The sequence below is a fragment of the Pseudorhodoplanes sp. genome, from assembly GCF_059499825.1.
This window is the reverse complement of the sequence record NZ_JCABZI010000014.1, coordinates 220,438-238,651: the sequence shown is the minus strand read 5'-3', so window position 1 is coordinate 238,651 and position 18,214 is coordinate 220,438. Positions and strand designations below refer to the sequence as shown.

Below are 18,214 nucleotides of genomic sequence, written 5' to 3'. Positions count from 1 at the left end.
ACATTTCCCTTCGGTGCGGCTCGCACGAACCGAGGGGGACGACATGCCGCGATACTTCTTTCACATCGAAACGCAGGATTTCCGTTTCAGTGATCCGGACGGGCAGGATCTGGTGTCGCTCAACGCAGCGCATGAATACGCTCTCCGCCTGATCGACAAGACGACACAACTCGTGGGACTGCCCAAGGACGTCCGCTGGACCGTCAACATCTGCGATCCCGTCGGCGAATCCGTCCTGGTGGTCATGTTTCCGGTGTACAGCCCCGGATGGTTTGGCGGCCCGTTGAGCGGACACAGCTCCGTCGCACTGACCTGACGCACGCCATCGCGGCCCGCCGCGACATGGAACCCAAACAGCGGCTTGGCGTTCTGTTCAGATTGCGCGAGTCACGAGGCAATCATGTTCAAATGGGCTGTTCTTTTCCTGATCATTTCGCTGATCGCAGGCGGTATCGGCCTGACCGGCATTTCAACTTTCGCGAAACGCATAGCAATGGTCCTTTTTGCCCTGTTCTTCCTGGGCTTCCTGGCCTTGCTGGGCTTTGCCTACCTGCTCGGCAGTGCTTTTGAGGCCGGACGCACGGCCGCTCTTCTTCCATTCCTGGCATAAGGCATTCGAACTGAAAGCGGCGGGGCGCACCCCGCCGCTTTCAATGTGCGACCTAATCCGGTCAGCGGCTACGACGCGGCTGCACCGGCCGATAGGCCCGGTCGGAATTCCAGGCGCGCGACGGTGCAACGTAGCGGCCATAGGCGCCCCTCGCATCGTCGTAAATCTCGTCCCTCGAGCCATAGGGCGAACTGTAGGCCGGCGTGTTGCCATGGTAGCCAGAGTTGAGGTCTTCGCGGCTCTGCGACGCCTGCGCGGTTGCTGCGAAAGCCACCAGCGAGGCGGCAACGAGTGCGGTCCTGATGATCGTCATAGTCAGTCTCCTTCCAATCGAGCGGCGGACCTTCGCGACCGAAGCATCCGCAACTCAGTGGGTCGGCAGCTAAGTGCTGATGGCGCTCGCGCCAATCAACGCGCCGTGACCGAAAGCATGACCGCGGATGACATCGGTGTGTGTCGCTGGAATAGATGAGACTTTGTGCATCGTGCCGCGAAATGTTCGCGCGACCAAAGTCGGAAGAACATTCAATGGCTTCTTTGCGGGGCCCGCGACCGCGAACGATTCATTCGCGTCTCGCGGCCAACAATGGTGCGCATTTTCTTCCGAAAGCGGACAAGGCGAAACAATGGCCTCCAGCCGGAGCCGCATCACAAGCCGCCATCATCGCGATCTTTGCCTGGAATGATTCTGATCGAGGCTGGCTGAGCGCGATGCATGGCATCTGCACCGGCCATTCGCCGACAGCATGGCAGCAGCAATGTTCGGAAAATTCAGCGCGTCGCGATCACCGCGACCGGGCCGCCCCCATCGGGGCCCTGATGCTCTGCGCCACCGGACACATAAATCTCCGCATGCCCGACCAGGCCAGCCAGCGCGCCGCAGACGAAGGCGCGGGCATGCCGCGTGGGTGAAATATCGGAATCGTCCAGCATGGTGTGGCGAAAACCACGGAGCATCGCGTTCTGGCTGGGCTCGGCCTTGGCAAGAACCGCCACCAGCCGTTCGCGTTCGTCGCGCGAAAGCTGGCCGTCGGCGGCAAATCCAAGCCGCCGCAGCGCGGCCCGCACCGGTTCGACATCGATCGCGTCCGCCATCACCGCATGATCGACGACCAGCGCCCCGCTCCAATGCTCCGACATGCCGAGCACAACGATTTCGTGACCCAACAACTCGATCCCGGCCGAACAACTGGCACGGCCGGAATGCAGCGACCAGTTCTCGCCGATATCCTTGTCCGCAATCGTTTCCGCCTTCAGTTCGCCGAGCGCGACCGCAACGCCGAGCGCGCTGGCGGCGCGCGACAGCCCCATGGACTTCAGCGTCGACGAGGTGGCAACGCTCTTGCCGCGCGCTGTAGCGTCACCGATCCGCTGTGCTGTCAGCAGCGGACACTTGATCTGTACGAAATGCACGTCGGCCGGGTCGGTGATGCCGGCATCGCGCATCGCCGCGCGCACGCCATCGGCGACGGACGCAATCTGCCCGGCGCGGCCGAGATGCTCGGGCGGCAGCGCCGCGGTGTGCGCCCGCCCGATCGCGAGCGCCGGACCACTTCCGTCGCCGTCGCTTCGCTCGAACACCGTCCAGTGCGGCGCCATCGCGCCTTCGGTGCCGCCCGACATCACGAAGCAGATCTTCTCCGCCTGCTCGCGCGGCATGAATTGCGCGAAGAACTGAGTCAGCGTCATGGTGGCAAAACCGCGGCTGAAATCGTTGACACAGCCATTGCCTTCGGTCTTGCCGAACACCGCGATCACGCCGCGCGGATCAATCCGCCCGTCCTCGATCGCACGCGCGATGCCGCTCGCGTCATCGGGACCGTTCGCGGAAATGCGATGAACCTTGGCGACTGGCACATGCCCTCCTCAGCAGCAGGGGATGCCGGAGGCGTTCGCGGCGACCGCCTGTTCCAGCGCCGGCAGCGCCGCCGCAAGCGCGGCATTGCCGGACATGCCGGCGCGGAACCGCGCCAGCAGATCCTGGCGCATCGCAGGATAATCGATGCCGGTCACATGTCCTTCCTTGACGATGGTGCGGCCGCCGACGATCACCTCGGCGATATGCCGCGCGGTGACGCGGGCGAACAACAAATCGCGCGGATCAAGACTGGACGTGAGACGGTCGTCGTCGATCTGCGACCAATCGAGCAGAATGAGGTCCGCAGGTCCGCCCTCGGCAAGCGAACCGCCATCGTCACGGTTCAGCACCGAGAAGCGGCCATTGCGCCAGGCCGACGTCAGAATATCGGCACGGCTGACATCGACCTCGAAGCCCCATCCGCCATGCAGCAGATGGGTCAGCCGCATCTCGCGCAATGAATCGTCATCCTCATCCAGCGCGAGCCCATCGATGCCGAAGGCGATGCGGCAGCCGCGTCGCTTCATTTCCGCTAGCGGGGCGATACCGGAACGAATCCCGAGATTGGAGGAGGTGTTGACTGAAATCGTCACGCCGCGTTCGGCCAGCAATTCCAGTTCATCGGGCCGCGCCCAGGTGCAATGCGCCAGCGTCAGCCGCGGCGACAGGAAGCCGATGGAATCCAGATAACGGATGATGCCATCGGGAATTTCCCGGTCCGCCCACTCGCGCTGATAGCGCGTCTCGAGGCAATGCATGTGGATGCGGCGACCGGTGCGGGTCGACGCTTCGGCGATCGCGCGCAGCAAGCCATCCGAGCACCATTGCACGCCGGTCGGTCCGAACTGCACGTTGAAGTCCGGATGATCCACCGCCGCGACTGCTGCGTCCACCAGCGCAAGTTGTTCGCTGACCGGCAGCATCGGCCGCAGAAACCGCGCGCGGATTTCAGCAGCCGCCTCGGGCGGCAACGCATCGACAATCGGTTCGGACGGTCCATAGACCAGCGGATTGCGATCCCGCAGACCGACAGCGAATCCGACGCGGACGCCGACATCGCGCGCGGCCTTCGCCACCGCCCTGGCTTCGGTGACGTAATCGGTCAGACCCTGGACGCGGTTATAATGCACCATGACCACGCCCTGCCCGCCCAGCGCCGAACGCGACAGCGACACCGCCGCTGCGAGATACGGGTCGACCGCCGGGAACATCGCGAGATAATGCAGCCAGATCTCCAGCGGCTTGCCGCCGGCCCCGATCGAACTCGACCGCGCCGCGCGGGCGTGATCGTGCGCATTGCACATCACGGGCATGGCCAGGAGCGAGGGCGCGCTGCCGCCATGCGGCGCAACCTTGGCGATGCGATCGCCGTCGAAGGCAATGCCGACCGAACCAATGGCGACCGCATCCGGCGCCGTCAACGCATGTTCAACTTCGATCACCCGCACCGCAATCCCCACTCAGCCGATCGCGAACTCGTCCTTGCGGTGCGCCCAGCCGGTCACCCGCATTTCGATCAGCGAGAAGATGACGTAAAGCGACACGCCCATCACTGCAAGGATCAGCAGGCCGGCGAAGACCAACGGCACGTCGAACGAGGACGATGCGATCATCATCACGTTTCCGATGCCGCGGTTGGAGGCCACCGTCTCCGACAGCACCACGCCGACAAAGGCGAGTGTCACCGCGACCTTGAGCGAGGCGAAGAAATAGGGCATCGCGCGCGGCAGGCCGACATTCCAGAGGATGTCGAGCTTGCTGGCACGGAGCGTCTTCATCACGTCCTCTAGTTCGGGCTCGGTGGTCGCAAGACCGGTCGCGACATTCACCACGATCGGGAACATCGACATGATCATGGCGGTGAGAATGGCCGGCACCGCGCCGGCGCCGAACCACAGGACGAAGATCGGCACTACTGCGACCTTGGGGATCGAGGCAAAGCCGATCAGCAGCGGATAGGCCACGTCGTAGGCGATCTTCGACACGCCCACCAGCATGCCGAGCAGCACCCCGATCAGGATGCCGAAGCCGAAGCCGACCAGCGTCGTGTACAGCGTCTGCATCGTATGCGGCCACAGCGCCGGTGCGCGCTCCCACAACGTGACGAGGATCTGGCTCGGCTTCGGCACCACCAGATCGCTGATGTTGAAGGCGCGGCACAGGAATTCCCACAACAGGAAAAAGCCGATGATCAGGGCGGCGGAGGCGATCCGCCGGCGCACTTGCGCGTCCATCACGCGGCCTCCTTCTGTGGGCGATTGGCGATGATCAATTCGCGCAGCCGCTGCGTCATCGTCACAAAGTCCGGCGCATACGACATCTCGATGCTGCGCGGGCGCGCGAACGGCACCGTCGTATCGTCGATGATCCGGCCAGGCCGCGCCTGCATCACGCAGATGCGGTTGGCGAGAAAGCCCGCCTCCTTCAGGTCGTGGGTGACCAGCAGCACCGTCGGCTTCCGCGAGATCCAGAGATCCTGCATGATCGTCCACAATTCCTCGCGGGTGAATTGATCGAGCGCGCCGAAGGGCTCGTCCAGCATCAGCAATTGCGGATCGTGGATCAGCGCCCGGCACAGCGAAGCGCGCTGCATCATGCCGCCGGACAATTGCCACGGATATTTGTCGCCGAAACCGTCAAGCCCGACCTGCTTGAGCAACGCGTCGACACGATCGCGGAACTCGGTCTTGCGCTTCGAGCGATATTCCTGCCGGAACGGCGGCACGATCTTCAGCGGCAGCATCACGTTGTCGCGGATCGTCTTCCACGGCAGCAGCGTCGGATTCTGGAACGCCATGCCGACCCGCATCGGCTCGGCGCCGACCTCGCGGCCCGACACATACACATAGCCGCTCGACGCCTTCAGCAAGCCGGTGACGAGCTTCAGGATCGTGGACTTGCCGCAGCCCGACGGCCCGACCAGCGCAACGAAATCGCCGCGTCCAATCTTGAGGCTGGTCTCGGTCAGCGCCTGCACCTTCTTGTCGCCGCGCCCATAGGTCAGCGTGACATTCTCGAGTTCGACAAAGGCGTTGTCGGTGGCGACTTGCCGGTTGCTCATGCTGCATTCTCTGTGGTGGGCGAGGAGCGGACGCCGCCGGTGACGGCGCGCATGGTCTTGCCGGCGTTGCGCACATCGGGCGCCGGCATCTGCTGGAGGGCATGGACCGAGCGGCCCCAGCCCTTGGTGCCGGCAACAAGCGTGCGGTCACGCATCACGAAGCGGCCGCGCACGATGGTGTGGACCGGCAGGCCTCTCACCTTGCGGCCATGCCAGGGCGAAATTTTCGAGCGCGACTGAATCTTCGCATCGTCGATGGTCCATTCGCGGGACAGATCGACCAGCGCGAGGTCGGCGTCTGCACCGGGCTGGATCGCTCCTTTCCGCGGATAGAGCCCCCAGATCCGCGCCGGGTTGAAAGCGCTCCAGCGCACATAATCCGAAATCGACATGCGGCCGGCATTCACCTCGGTCAGCATCGCCGGCATCTGGGTCTCGACGCCGGGAAAGCCGCAATCCACCGCCCAGATGTCGTTGCGCGTTTTCTCTTCCGGACTATGCGGCGCATGGTCTGTGGCGATCATGTCGATCGTGCCGTCCTTCAGGGCCGCGAAGATCGGCTCCTGGTTGTCCTTCTCGCGCACCGGCGGGTTGACGCGGATGACGCCGCCGAAGCGCGCATAATCGTCCGCCGAGAGGAAAAGATATTGCGGGCAGGTCTCGCCGGTGACGTCGACGCCGCGCGCTTTCGCCTCGCGCAGCGGCCGCAACTCATCGGCGGAGGAGATATGCAGGATGTGGATGCGCGCGCCGGTCCATTCCGAGAGAATGCAGGCGCGGCTCACGGCCTCGACCGCAACCACCGCGGGGCGCGACGCGAGATGCGCCAGCGGATCGTGCCGGCCGGCCTGCGTTAGCCGGGTCTGTCGCCGCTCCATGATCGAGTTGGTCTCGGCATGCAGCGAGATACGCTTGCCGGTCTCGGCCACCACCTCGAACGCTTCGAGCATCGCGCCGGTGGACGGAGACGGAATCTTGCCGAACGTATTGCCCATGTAGAGCTTGAACCCGATCACGCCGCCCGCGATCAGCTCCGGCACATTGTCGATGGTGTCCTCTCCGAGAAGCCCGTAGAGGCCGAAATCGACATGCGCTTTTGAAGCCGCGATCGCGTGTTTCTCAGCAAGGATCGTGCCGTTGCCGGTGGCCGGAATGGTATTCGGCATGTCGAACACCGTGGTCACGCCGCCGAATGCGGCCGCGGCGGTTCCGCTCTCCCAGTCTTCCTTGTGCGGATAGCCGGGATCGCGGAAATGCACATGCACGTCGATCGCGCCGGGGAGGATATGCAGGCCGGCGGCGTCGAGGGTTTCGCGCGCTGCGGGCATGGCATCGGGCGCACCGACGCTCAGGATTCTTCCGTCCTTGATCGCAACGCTGGCCGGGAACGCCGCGTCCGGCGTCACGACGATGCCGTTGTTGACGACGAGATCGGCGGTCATGGCTTTGGTCATGGCATCCTCACAGCATCGCCCAGCCGCCATCGACCGGCAGGTCGGCGCCGGTGATCTGCCGCGAGACATCGCTGGCCAGGAACAGGCAGGCATTAGCGACGTCCTGATCGAGCGTCACCCGCTTCAGCGCGTAATCGGCGGCGTGACGTTCCATAGCCTCTTTCAGCGAAATGTTGAGCCGCTTCGCCATGTCGGCGCAGACCTTCTCGCGGAAGCGCGGGCCGTCGACCATGCCGGGCGCGACGCAATTGACGTTGATATTGTGCTGGCCGACTTCGAGCGCGAAGCTCTTGGTGATGCCGCGCAGGCCCCATTTCGAGGCCGAATAGGCCATGCGGCCGGCGCGCCCGCGCATCCCGAAGGTGCCGCCGACATTGACGATCTTGCCGTATTTCTGCGCGATCATCGTCGGCACCACGCTGCGCATGGTGTGGAAGCAGCCATTCATGTTCAGGGTGACGATATCGTCGAATTCTTCCGGCGTCGTCTCAGCGCCGGTCTTGCCGACCGGACCGGAGCCACCCGCGACATTGACCAGGATGTCGATGCGACCGAACGCCTTTCGCGTTTCGTCGGCCGCAATGTCGCATTGCTCAGGCCTGGTCAGATCGCACGCAACGACGATCGCTTCGGCACCGGCCGCCCTCACCTCCCGCGCCACCGGCTCGATGGCCGACACATCGCGGCCGATCAGCGCCAGCTTCGCGCCCTCTTCCGCGAACGAGGTGGTGATCGCGGCGCCCATGCCCTTGGCCGGACCGGTGATGATCGCCACCCGGCCTGTCAGTCCCAATTCCATTGTCGATTCCCCGGCTTTCGATACGCGCGGCTCATCCCTCCCCCGCGTCGCGAGGGAGGGATGAAAAGATGGATCAGAACAGCTTCTTCGGCAGGTCGGCGGCCGCCGGCATGAATTCCGCGGTGAACACCTCGTCGACCGTCGGGGTCCGCGGCAGCTTGTTGGCCTGGACCAGAATGTCGATCGACTTCTTCAGCCGCTCCTTGTCGACATTGCCAAGCCCGATCTTGGCAATCTCCGGATGGTTCATCTCGTCCTTCAGCGTTGCGTCGAAGCGCTCGCGCTCCACCGGAGTCTTGATCAGCGGCTCGCGCTTGGCGACCGCAGCGACGGCCGCATCCGGATCCTTCAGCGCATCCTGGATGCCCTTGTTCATCGCGCGCAGGAAGCCCGCGACCGCCTTCGGATTCTCCTTCACCAGCTTCTTCGAGACGATGATGGCGTTGGAATAGAGGTCCATGCCGTAATCGCCGAAATTGATGTAGCGCAGCTTCTCGTCCGGCACGCCGATCAGCTTGGCGGAGAAGCGGATGGTGTTGACATAGCCGAACACCCCGTCAACCTGACCCTGCATCAACATCTGCTCGCGCAGGTTCGGCTGCATATTGGTGATCTCGACCTTGCTGCAATCGAGCTTGGTCATCTGGCAGAGCGCCGGGAACAGCTTCAGCGCGCCGTCATTGGCGGCGCCGCCGAGCTTCTTGCCGATGAAATCCTTCGGCTCCTTGATCGCCGAGTCGGACTTCACCGCGACGGTGAAGGGCGGCCGGTTGTACATGACATAAACCGCGATCGGGGCCTCGTCGGGCTTTTTCGCCGCCAGCTCGATCAGCGCATTGATATCGCCGAAGCCGATATCGTAGGTGCCGTTCGCCACCAGCGGCACAGCCGCGCCCGACCCGTTGCCCTGGTCCATGGTGACATCGAGGCCTTCGGCTTTGAAATAGCCGCGATCGTCGGCGAGGAAGAACCAGCCCTGCGGGCCCTGATATTTCCAGTTCAGGACCATCTTCAGTTTGGTCTGTGCCGAGGCTGGCGCAGCAAATGCCAGGGTGCCGCCGATCGCGGCCGCAAGGGCAAGGCCTAAGGTTCGAAATCGCTTCATGACGCGCTCCTGTTGTCGGGGCTCCCGGGCCAGGCCCCTGCTTAGGCGGGTGCAATCCCCGTGCCCCACCACATGGAGGCAGACGCTAGGCGCGATCAGTGATACGATCTGCCGCTGATTTCTTTCTGGAGCGCTGCTGTTTCGGCATCGCTCATAATGTGGCTGACGCCGTCACCGGGCTTAAGTGCATGAGACACTTGCGATTTCTGCACTATTTCGATGCCGTGGCGCGGGCCGGATCGATCCGGAAAGCCGCCGAACGGCTGAATGTGACGTCCTCCGCCGTCAACAGGCGGATCATGGACCTGGAAGCCGAACTGGAAACGCCGCTGTTCGAGCGGCGTCCCCGCGGCGTTCGGCTGACCGCAGCCGGCGAATTATTCATCCATCACGTGCGCGGCCAAACCGCCGATCTCGACCGCGTGCGCTCGCAGATCGAGGACCTGAAAGGGCTGCGTCGTGGTACGGTCCGCATTTCCGCCAGCCAGGCACTGGTGCTGGAATTCCTGCCGCGCGAGATCGCCATTCACCGCGCGCGATTTCCGCTCGTGCATTTCGACGTGCGCGTGCAGGACCATAACCGCGCCATGCAAAGCCTCGCCGATTACGAAGTCGATCTCGCGCTGGTGTTCCGCCCGCCCTATCTGCCGAATTTCCGTCCGCTGATGTCGTTCGAGCAGCGGCTGGTTGCGGTGATGCCGGCCGGCCATCCGCTGGCAGCCAGGCCGTCGCTGCGCTTGCGCGACTGCGCGCGCTATCCGGTGGCGCTGGCGGAGCCCGGGATCGGCGGACGCCAGTTGCTGGACGAGGCGCTGGCGAGGCGCAACCTGCGCTTCGATATCGTCGCGCAATCCAACTCATTCGAATTCCTGCGCCATCTTGTGATGCGCGACAATGTCATCTCGTTCCAGATCCGGATCGGCGTCGCTTCGGACGAGCACCGCGGCATCGTGATGCGCGAACTGGACGAGCGCGACACGCCCCGCGCTGACCTCGTGCTCGGCCAGTTGAACGACCGCAATTTGCCGGTGGCCTCCGCCAAGTTCGCCGAACAGTTGACGCAATCGCTGCTGGCCATGCGCGGCGAGGCGCTGCGCGCAAGCGCGTGATTTTTTTCACACCCATTCCCGATCGATGGAAATCGCCATGCTGTCCCGCCTGCTGGTCTTCGCCTTGCTGCTCCTCCCCGCCTCCGCCTTGGCCGACGTCAAGGACGTCCAGAACAGGATCGCGGCCCTCGCGCCGAACGCGCTGGTGCTGGTAATGAACGCCAAGGGCGAGACGCTGCTGGCGCAGAATGCCGACGAGCCATTCGTCCCCGCTTCGGTCACCAAGATCGTGACGGCCTGGCTGGCGATGCAGGTGCTCGGTGGCGAATACCGCTTCGAGACCCGCTTCTATCTCGACGACAAGCGCGTGCTCTATGTGCGCGGCGGCGGCGATCCGTTCCTGATTTCGGAGGAGCTGGCGCCGCTCGCAAAAAATCTGGTCGCGGCGATCGGCAAGAAACCGATCACCGGCCTCGTGCTGGACGCGAGCTATTTTCCGCCCGACCTTCGCATCCCCGGCATCGAGAATGACGACGAGGCCTATAACGCCCTGAACACCGCGCTGGCGGTGAACTTCAACACCGTGAATGCCATCCGCAAAGGCGACAGCGTGCGCTCGGCCGAGAAGCAGACGCCGATCACCCCGCTCGCCATCAGCGAGTTCAAGGCGCGGGGCCCGAAGGGCCGCGGGCGGATCAGCCTGAGCCAGGACCCCAAGGTGAGCCTGCAATATGCCGGCGAACTGATCGCCGCCTTCATCGACAAGGCCGGCGGCAGCGTGAAAGGCGACATCTCCACCGGACCCGTGCCTGCCGGATTGAAGCCGGTCTATGTTCACCGCCAGTCGCGACCACTCTCAAGCGTCCTGTTCGAACTCCTGAAGGCCTCCAACAATTACATCGCCAACCAGGTGTTTCTGGAAATCGGTGCGCAGCGTTTCGGTCCGCCCGCCAGCCTCGAGAAATCGCTAAAGGTCCTCAACGAGACGCTGGCGGCGCAGGGGCTTACCGGTGACATCAGGATCGAGGAAGGCTCTGGCATCAGCCGCGACAACCGCCTGACGGCGCGCGGGCTCGCCAAGGTGCTGGCGCTGTTCGCACCGCATGCCGACCTCATGACCGGGCCGGACAACAGTCTCACCAAGACCGGCACCATGGACGGCGTCCGCACGCTCGCGGGTTACACCGACACCAAGGATAACGGACGTGTGCGGCTGGTGATCTCGCTCAGGAGCAACGATACTGCGATGCGCACGCGGCTGCTGCGGACGATCGAGGCAGGCCTGTAGGTCGATTCTGCCTGCACCCGCGGGCGACGGGCGACCGAACGTCTGCGTCGGCCCCTCGCGGTCCCGGCGCTAGCGCTGCACGATCACCTTGGCGCCAACCCGCACGCGATTGTAGAGATCGACGACGTCGGCATTGGTCATGCGAAAGCATCCGGACGACACCGCCTGGCCGATGGTGTGCGGCTCGTTCGAACCATGAATGCGATAGAGCGACGAGCCGAGATAGAGGGCGCGGGCACCGAGCGGATTGTCCGGGCCGCCGGGCATATAGCGCGGCAGGTCGGGGCGGCGCCGCAACATGGCCGCAGGCGGTGTCCAGCCCGGCCATTCGCGCTTGGCTGTGACGGTTTTCACACCGCTCCAGGCGAAGCCATCGCGTCCAACGCCGATGCCATAGCTGATCGCCCGTCCGTTCCCGAGGATGTAATAGAGCCGCCGCTCGCGCGTGGAGATGACGATCGAGCCGGGCTGCTCGCCGCTCGGATAGGAGACCATGCCGCGCGTCGTCGGAGAGCCGCCATACATGTTCGGCCGCGAGACAGGCGCCCCGCCCGAGAACAATCCGAATGGATCGAAGACCGGATTGGCGTGCGCTGCCGTCAGCATCGCGGCCGCAATCGCGGGGATCAGGAGGATGTGAGTGAGGATACGCATCGGCATGGAAACCCCCTGAATTCCCGCGCAGGCAGCGGAACGGACACGATGTCTGTGAAGGGTTGATAAAACTTGAAAATGCGGCAGCGAGGCGTCAGCCGAGGTGCGACAAACGGTCGGTATCACCGGTTTCGGCGTCGCACCCCTCTACCTGTCATGCCCAATCGAGAAACGTGCGACGAAAGGTCTCTCAATCGCGGTCTGTCACCCCGCCACCGGCATACCGGTTGAGCCCCAGCGGCGCGCGGTTCACATTGCGCGCCGCCTCCAGGAGGTACGGCACCGCAGGTGCGTTGCGCTTCGCGAGCACGGCGTAATCGGCTTCGGCCTTGGCCATGATGTCGGTGAGCTCGCCGCGGAAGCTGTCCCAGTTCACTTTCGCGGGCTTGCCGCCGGACAGAACGATCTCGCCATCGACGATCACCGTGTCGACGCCGCGGCCGGTCTCGCTATAGACCATCTGGCGCGCGGCGGAATTGAACGGCTGATAGGCATAGTCCGACAGGTCGATCAGCGCCAGATCGGCCTTCATGCCGGCTTTCAGTTCGCCGACCTGTCCCGCAAGCCCGACCGCGCGCGCACTGCCGACGGTGGCGGCGTCGATCGCATCGCAGGCGAAGACGTTGGACGCCTCGCCGTCCATGCCCTGCGCCAAGAGCGCATACATCTTCATCGCCTGGAACAGGTTCTGGCAGTCGCTGCAGCTGCAATTGTCGCAGCCGAGCGCGAGATTGACGCCGGCGCGCTTGAAGTCGATCAGCGGCGCGGTGCCGTTCTTCAGCTTCAGATTGGCCAGCGGGTTGTGCACCACGCCGGCCCCCGCCCTGGCGAGCTCGTCGATTTCCGGCCGCGACAGGTAGACCCCATGCGCGAGCGTGGTGCGATGCGTGAGCAAACCGATTTCGCGCATGTAGCGCACATAGGATCCGCCGAACTTGTCATAAGCCGTGCGCGCCTTGGCGAGCTGGGCGCGGGTCTCGTAGGTGTGCGTCAGCACCGGCAGGTCGAAATCGGCGGAGATCGCCGCGAGCCCTTCCAGCAATTGCGTTGAGCAGCGCTGCGGGCCGGACGGGCCGATGGCCCAGTGCAGGCGCGGCGGCAACGGATTGCGGCGCGCGATTTGCGCGCGGAGGAAGGCGATGTCGGCTTTCGCATCGCCCGGCTTGCCGTTGATGATCGCCGCCACGTCATCCGGAATGCCCGGCGGCAGGAACGGCTGAATATCCAGCGCGGCGAGGTCGCGCACCGCGATGGAGAACACCACGCGGATGCCGACTTCGGCATAGGCGGACAGGATCGTATCGAGCGTCTCCTCGTCCTGCGGCACCAGCGAGTTCATGTCCTGGATGGTGGTGATGCCGTGCCGCAACGCCTCCAGCGCACCGAGCAGCGTGCGCGCGCGGAGTTCCGCCTTGCTGCGCGTGCCCCAATAGGCCGGCTGCGAATGCAGCATCCAGACGTCGAACGGCATGTCCTCGAACCGACCTTTGGAGAGGACGTCGTAGGAATGGTAATGCGCGTTGACCAGGCCGGGGATGACGAGCATGCCGGCGGCGTCGATGACGCGCGCGTCCGGCTGGCCGACGCTCGCGGCGCGAGCAATGTCGGTCGCAGCCTGCTCGCCGGGCTCTACGACGCCGAGGATGCGGTCTTCTACGAGGATGACATCGCGCAACGGCGGGCGATGGATGTCGCCCGCCCGGTCATAGACGCGGCCGCCCCTGATGAGTGTTTTCATTCACTCAGTTCGGCTTCGGCGCAAACATCCGGTCCGACTTGGCCGGCAGGAACGAGCGGTTGAACACCTCCGACGCCTTCGGCTTGGCCTTCAGGTCATAGGCTTCCGCAATGACATCAATCGACCGCGTGAGCTTGTCGTCGGTCAGGTCACCGAAGCCGAGTTCGGTGAATTCGGCGCCGTTCATCAGGTTGCCGAGCGCATAGGCGATGCGCTTCTTCTCGACATCCTGATTGATCAGCGGCTCGATCTTGGCCAGCGTCTTCACGCCCATCTCCGGATCGGCAATCACGTCCTTAATCGCCCTGTTGATCGCGCGCACCAGACCGGCGACTGCCTTGGGATTCTCCTTCAGCAGTTTCTGCGACACCATAATGCCGTTGGAATACAGATCGAGCCCGTGATCACCGTAATTGAACCAGCGATAATCCTTGTCCGGATCCTGCTTCTGCTGGATCAGGTTCATGTAGCTGGTGACGTTAAAGACCAGCGAGCCCTGCACCTGGTCCTGGATCAGCATCTGCTCCTGAAGATTCGGGGCCATGTTGAGGATATCGACCTTCGAAATGTCGAGCTTGTTGGCCTTGGCGAGGCTCGGAAGCAGTTTTAACGTGGCGCTGCCGGCCGGCCCGCCGAGCTTCTTGCCTTCGATATCCTTGATGGTCTTGATCGGCCCGCTCGCCTTGGTGACCAGCACGAAGGGCGGCCGGTTATAGATCTGATAGACCATCACCGGCGCTTCGCCCGGCTTGGTCGCAGCCATCTGGATGATGGCATTCATGTCACCGAAGCCGGCGTCGTAAGCGCCCGAAGCGATGCGCGTGATAGTCGCGGCCGACCCTTCGCCCTGGTCGATCTTCACATCGAGCCCTTCGTCTTTGAAGTAGCCCTTTTCCTGCGCGACATAATACCAGGCGTGAATGCCCTGATGCTTGAAGTCGAGGGTGAAGCGGATCGGCGTCAGCGATTGCGCGAGCGCCGGCATCGCCGTCATGACCGCAAGCGCACCGGCAAGAACCGCACGGCGCGCAATCTTATGAGTGATCATCGAAAACTCCCTGCGCCAGCTCCAATGCCCTGGAAGGCAATTGAGCTGCGACTTCGCGTTGACGTAAGGGTGAGGTCAGCAATCCGCGTGCCACCCGATCAGGGCGACGCTAGAGCCGTCCACTGCGCCAATCTGCCGCCGATTTCTTTCCGCAACGATGCCGAAACGACAGCGCTTAATCTTTCGGCGACATCGTCGCGCCGATCGGGGCCCGGACCGAAGTCCCTGCGGAGTTTGCCTTCGGAGCGAGCGCAAACCAACGTCCGGAGCCCAATATTTAATCGCGTCTGCTGGTACTCGCGGATCCCATGATCAGGCGTATAATGAGCCATCAGACTTGGAGACTAGAGATGGCCCAGCTTCCGCTCGCGACCGTTCACGGCCTTTTCCATCTTGCGATTAAGACCGCAGACCTTGGCGCCACCGTTCATTTCTGGACCAAGGTCATCGGCCTGCGCGAGATGCACCGGCCGGATTTCGGATATCCGGGCGCCTGGCTGGCCTGCCCGCAGCCGGGCGGGCTGGGCATCATTCATATCTATGCCGGCGGACCGGCGCTCGGCCCGGAAGGCAAGGCTCCCTACGGCACCGGCGCCATCGACCACGTCTCGCTGTCATGCTCGGGCTATCGCTCATATATCGAGCGCTTCCGGAAGGCCGGACTCGACTGGCGCGAGTTCGAAGTGCCCGGCACGACGCTGTGGCAATTGTTCGTCTATGACCCGAGCGGCGTACAGCTCGAACTGACCTTCGAAGGCGCCATCGAGGGCGACGAAGGGCCCGACCTCTCGCCGGGGCGCGTCTATGTGCCGGGCGCCAGCTTCTTCAAGCCTTCGACCTATCCGAAACTGCTCGAACCGGCGTAATCGTTTCGCCCCTGGGTGGCGGCTATTTCGCCGCCACCGTGAGCGAATAACGGCCCTCGGCGGCCAAGCATTCCGCTTCCGGCAAACCCAGTTCCTTGCGGACGATGTTGGTGCCGAGCACCATCGACACCATCTTGTACGCGGCGTGCCGCCGGCCCATGCCTTCCCGGCCCATGCCGCAATCCGACGAGATCACCAGCCGCTCGGCCGGAATATGCTTCAGCGCCTCGCGGATCAGCGCCGCGACCTCGTCCGGCCGCTCGATCTGCAAGGTGTGATGATCGATGACGCCGATCACCACCTTCTTGTCCTTGATGATCTCGCCGATCGCCTTGAGATCGCCCGTTCCCGACGAGCAGGTCTCGAATGTCAGCGCATCCGCCTCGACCGTATTCAGCGCCTCGAGTGTCGGCTGGTAGCTCTGCGGCTCCTTGAAGATCCGCTGTTGCGAGGGGTTGCCCCAGCAGGTGTGGCACCAGACCTCGGTCTTGTCGCGCAGGCCCTTGACCGTATTGTTGAAGACCTTGACCAGGTCGGCGACATCGAGCTTGCCGAACGCCTTGCCGCGCACCGGCACCATATGGATCTGCGGCTCTTCCATCTGCAGCACCGGACATCCGGCATCCGCGAGATCGTTCAGTTCCTCATTGATCGCGTCGCTGAGCGCCCAGGTGCGCTCGATCGGATCCTTGTAATAGCTGTCCTCGCATGAGGCAGCGAGCAACTCGGGCAGAATCGTCCCGAACTTGACCGGCCTTGTGGTCATGCGCTGCGCCACCTTCCACATCGGCGCGTATTGCAGATTGCCGCGGCCAACCGGGCCGGTGATCTTCGGGAATACCCGCGCTTCCAGGAAGTCGTGCAAAATATGACCGCGCGGATAGGCGACAGCGCCGACCTTGTAGACCGACGGGACCGCCTCCTTCGAAAACCCTTCCATGTGGGTCAGCGGATAGCTCTGCCAGCTCATGCCGCCGACCTGCTCGTCGTAATGCGCGTCGCCGTCTGTGACGATGTCGAGGCCGGCCGTTTCCTGCGCCCGCAGATAGCAGGACACCGCGTCCTCGTATTGCTCGCGATAGCGCGAATTCACCATCGCTTCGAGAAACGGGGTCGAGCCCAGCGTCGCGGTGTACCAGGTCGGACGCGGCAGCGATCCGATAATCGAGGTGGGCAGCATGACGCCGGCCGAGGCCTTGAACATGAATTCCTCCGTATCCGTCCGCCGTTGATCGCGGATCGGTGACGCGTGCATGCACGCAACATTTCCGATGTGCCAGCGATTTTTCGCGCCGGCTGTCGCGAGTGCTATCATCGTGGCAAACGATTGCCAAGTTTTGCCGCACGCGCTAGGTTCTTTTCAAGGCCGGACATAAGGCCAATCGGGAGGACACAATGATCAACAGATCTAGCCGCCGGCTGGCAGCGCTTGTGTTGAGCGTATGCGCAGCCGTCACGCTCGCCCTTTTTTCACATGATGCGAAAGCAGCCGATCCGCTGCGCATCGGCTTCAGCATCAGCGCCACCGGACCGACATCGCCGGCCGGCAAACAGGTGTTGGCGGGCCTCGAAATCTGGCGTGCCGACGTGAACAAGCGGGGCGGCCTTCTCGGACGCCCGGTCGAGTTCGTCTATTATGACGATCAGGGCAATCCGGCGAACGCGCCCGGGATCTATGCGAAGCTGATGAGCGTCGACAAGGTCGACCTGCTGATCGGGCCCTACAGCACCAACGTGATCGCCGCGACCATGCCGGCGATTATCCAGGCCAACCGCACCACGATCGGGATTTTCGGCCTCGGCGCCAACAAGGAATTCAAGTACCCGCGTTATTTCTCGATGAACTCGCAGGGGCCGGATACGGCGAACTACTCCAAATGCGTGTTCGATCTCGCCGCCGAGCAGAAGCCGAAACCGACACGCGTTGCGCTGATCGGCGCCGATGTCGAATATTCGCGCAACGCGCTCGATGGCGCACGTGCGAATGCGAAGAAGCACGGCATGGAGATCGTCTTCGACCGCACCTATCCGCCCTCGACCACGGAATTCACCTCGGTCGTACGCGCCATGGCGGCGGCAAATCCGGACGTGGTGTTCGCGGCCACGCTGCCGATCGACACCGCTGGCATCATCCGCACTGCGAACGAAATCCAGTTCAAGCCGAAGGTGATCGGCGGCGCGATGCTGGGCCTGCTCGTCACCGGCATCAAGCAGCAGCTTGGACCGATGATCAACGGCTATATCAGCAACGAATTCTACATCCCGGCGCCCAGCCTGCAATTCGACGGTACCAAGGAGATGATGGCAGAGTACCAGAAGCGCGCGAAGGACCTCGGCCTCGATCCGCTGGGCTATACCTATCCGCCCTACGCTTACGCCGCCGGGCAGATTCTGGAAAAGGCCGTCACCGCCACCAAATCGCTGAACGATGACGTGCTGGCGAAATATCTCGCAACCAACACCTTCGACACGGTGATCGGCCCGATCTCGTTCGGCCCGGACGGCGAATGGAAGGACCCGCGCATCATCTGCATCCAGTTCAAGGGGGTGACCGGCAACGACATGAGCCAGTTCACCGACTGGTCGCGCCAGGTCGTGGTCTATCCGCCCAAGTATAAGGCCGGCGACCTGATCTTCCCGTTCGCCGAGGCATCGAAATAAGCCGATGATGACGGTTTCCCGAT

18 protein-coding genes are annotated in these 18,214 nt (G+C 63.6%); 6 read left to right on the top strand and 12 right to left on the bottom strand.

What is annotated here, in order from left to right:
- Positions 1-43: 43 nt before the first annotated feature.
- Together AC5I5I_RS20880 and AC5I5I_RS20875 are read left to right on the top strand one after the other, a co-directional pair.
- The gene (locus tag AC5I5I_RS20880; RefSeq protein ID WP_495976217.1) at positions 44-316 is read left to right on the top strand and encodes a DUF6894 family protein; all 273 of its coding nucleotides are present in this window, start codon (positions 44-46) and stop codon (positions 314-316) included.
- Positions 317-400: 84 nt separating this feature from the next.
- Positions 401-610, top strand: a complete 210-nt coding sequence (locus tag AC5I5I_RS20875; protein WP_495758584.1) for a DUF1328 domain-containing protein — start codon at positions 401-403, stop codon at positions 608-610.
- Positions 611-671: 61 nt separating this feature from the next.
- Here AC5I5I_RS20875 and AC5I5I_RS20870 read toward each other — a convergent pair whose 3' ends face one another.
- The 8 genes from AC5I5I_RS20870 to AC5I5I_RS20835 form a co-directional block, all read right to left on the bottom strand.
- Positions 672-923 (bottom strand): hypothetical protein, encoded by a 252-nt coding sequence (locus AC5I5I_RS20870; RefSeq protein ID WP_495758585.1) that lies wholly within the window; start codon positions 921-923, stop codon positions 672-674.
- Positions 924-1,381: 458 nt separating this feature from the next.
- Positions 1,382-2,467, bottom strand: a complete 1,086-nt coding sequence (gene atzD, locus AC5I5I_RS20865; RefSeq protein WP_495976214.1) for a cyanuric acid amidohydrolase — start codon at positions 2,465-2,467, stop codon at positions 1,382-1,384.
- Positions 2,468-2,476: 9 nt separating this feature from the next.
- Complete coding sequence (locus AC5I5I_RS20860) at positions 2,477-3,910, bottom strand: amidohydrolase family protein (RefSeq protein ID WP_495976212.1); 1,434 nt, start codon at positions 3,908-3,910, stop codon at positions 2,477-2,479.
- An 18-nt stretch (positions 3,911-3,928) separates the two neighbouring features.
- A complete protein-coding gene (locus AC5I5I_RS20855) occupies positions 3,929-4,702 on the bottom strand; it encodes an ABC transporter permease (protein ID WP_495976210.1) in 774 nt (257 codons plus the stop codon).
- Positions 4,702-5,529, bottom strand: coding sequence for an ABC transporter ATP-binding protein (locus tag AC5I5I_RS20850; protein WP_495976208.1), 828 nt, complete (start codon positions 5,527-5,529; stop codon positions 4,702-4,704). The genes AC5I5I_RS20855 and AC5I5I_RS20850 overlap by 1 nt, the downstream gene beginning before the upstream one ends.
- Positions 5,526-6,983, bottom strand: a complete 1,458-nt coding sequence (gene allB / locus AC5I5I_RS20845; protein WP_495976206.1) for an allantoinase AllB — start codon at positions 6,981-6,983, stop codon at positions 5,526-5,528. Before allB ends, AC5I5I_RS20850 begins: the two co-directional genes overlap by 4 nt.
- Before the next feature lie 7 nt (positions 6,984-6,990).
- On the bottom strand, positions 6,991-7,782 hold the full coding sequence (locus tag AC5I5I_RS20840) for an SDR family NAD(P)-dependent oxidoreductase (RefSeq protein ID WP_495765111.1): 792 nt from the start codon (positions 7,780-7,782) through the stop codon (positions 6,991-6,993).
- 73 nt (positions 7,783-7,855) lie between these two features.
- Entirely contained in the window at positions 7,856-8,887 is a 1,032-nt protein-coding gene (locus tag AC5I5I_RS20835; RefSeq protein WP_495976204.1) for an ABC transporter substrate-binding protein, read from the bottom strand.
- Between the two features lie 188 nt (positions 8,888-9,075).
- Between AC5I5I_RS20835 and AC5I5I_RS20830 the strand changes: the two genes are divergently transcribed.
- Both AC5I5I_RS20830 and AC5I5I_RS20825 read left to right on the top strand, forming a co-directional pair.
- Complete coding sequence (locus tag AC5I5I_RS20830) at positions 9,076-9,996, top strand: LysR family transcriptional regulator (RefSeq protein ID WP_495976202.1); 921 nt, start codon at positions 9,076-9,078, stop codon at positions 9,994-9,996.
- Between the two features lie 37 nt (positions 9,997-10,033).
- Positions 10,034-11,224 carry a D-alanyl-D-alanine carboxypeptidase/D-alanyl-D-alanine-endopeptidase gene (locus AC5I5I_RS20825; RefSeq protein ID WP_495976200.1) on the top strand — a complete coding sequence of 397 codons (1,191 nt, stop codon included), beginning with the start codon at positions 10,034-10,036 and terminating at the stop codon, positions 11,222-11,224.
- 69 nt (positions 11,225-11,293) lie between these two features.
- On the opposite strand, the gene AC5I5I_RS20820 is transcribed toward AC5I5I_RS20825, so the two are convergent.
- From AC5I5I_RS20820 to AC5I5I_RS20810, 3 genes are all read right to left on the bottom strand, one after another.
- The gene (locus AC5I5I_RS20820; RefSeq protein ID WP_495976198.1) at positions 11,294-11,884 is read right to left on the bottom strand and encodes a L,D-transpeptidase; all 591 of its coding nucleotides are present in this window, start codon (positions 11,882-11,884) and stop codon (positions 11,294-11,296) included.
- Positions 11,885-12,068: 184 nt separating this feature from the next.
- A complete protein-coding gene (locus AC5I5I_RS20815) occupies positions 12,069-13,616 on the bottom strand; it encodes an amidohydrolase family protein (protein WP_495976196.1) in 1,548 nt (515 codons plus the stop codon).
- Positions 13,617-13,620: 4 nt separating this feature from the next.
- The gene (locus AC5I5I_RS20810) at positions 13,621-14,664 is read right to left on the bottom strand and encodes an ABC transporter substrate-binding protein (RefSeq protein ID WP_495976194.1); all 1,044 of its coding nucleotides are present in this window, start codon (positions 14,662-14,664) and stop codon (positions 13,621-13,623) included.
- Positions 14,665-15,014: 350 nt separating this feature from the next.
- Between AC5I5I_RS20810 and AC5I5I_RS20805 the strand changes: the two genes are divergently transcribed.
- Entirely contained in the window at positions 15,015-15,530 is a 516-nt protein-coding gene (locus tag AC5I5I_RS20805; RefSeq protein WP_495976192.1) for a VOC family protein, read from the top strand.
- A 22-nt stretch (positions 15,531-15,552) separates the two neighbouring features.
- Here the strand turns inward: AC5I5I_RS20805 and AC5I5I_RS20800 are convergent, their stop codons facing one another.
- On the bottom strand, positions 15,553-16,734 hold the full coding sequence (locus AC5I5I_RS20800) for a hypothetical protein (RefSeq protein ID WP_495976190.1): 1,182 nt from the start codon (positions 16,732-16,734) through the stop codon (positions 15,553-15,555).
- Between the two features lie 191 nt (positions 16,735-16,925).
- Here AC5I5I_RS20800 and AC5I5I_RS20795 point away from each other — a divergent pair, with 191 nt between their 5' ends.
- Complete coding sequence (locus AC5I5I_RS20795) at positions 16,926-18,191, top strand: amino acid ABC transporter substrate-binding protein (RefSeq protein WP_495976188.1); 1,266 nt, start codon at positions 16,926-16,928, stop codon at positions 18,189-18,191.
- Positions 18,192-18,214: the final 23 nt, after the last annotated feature.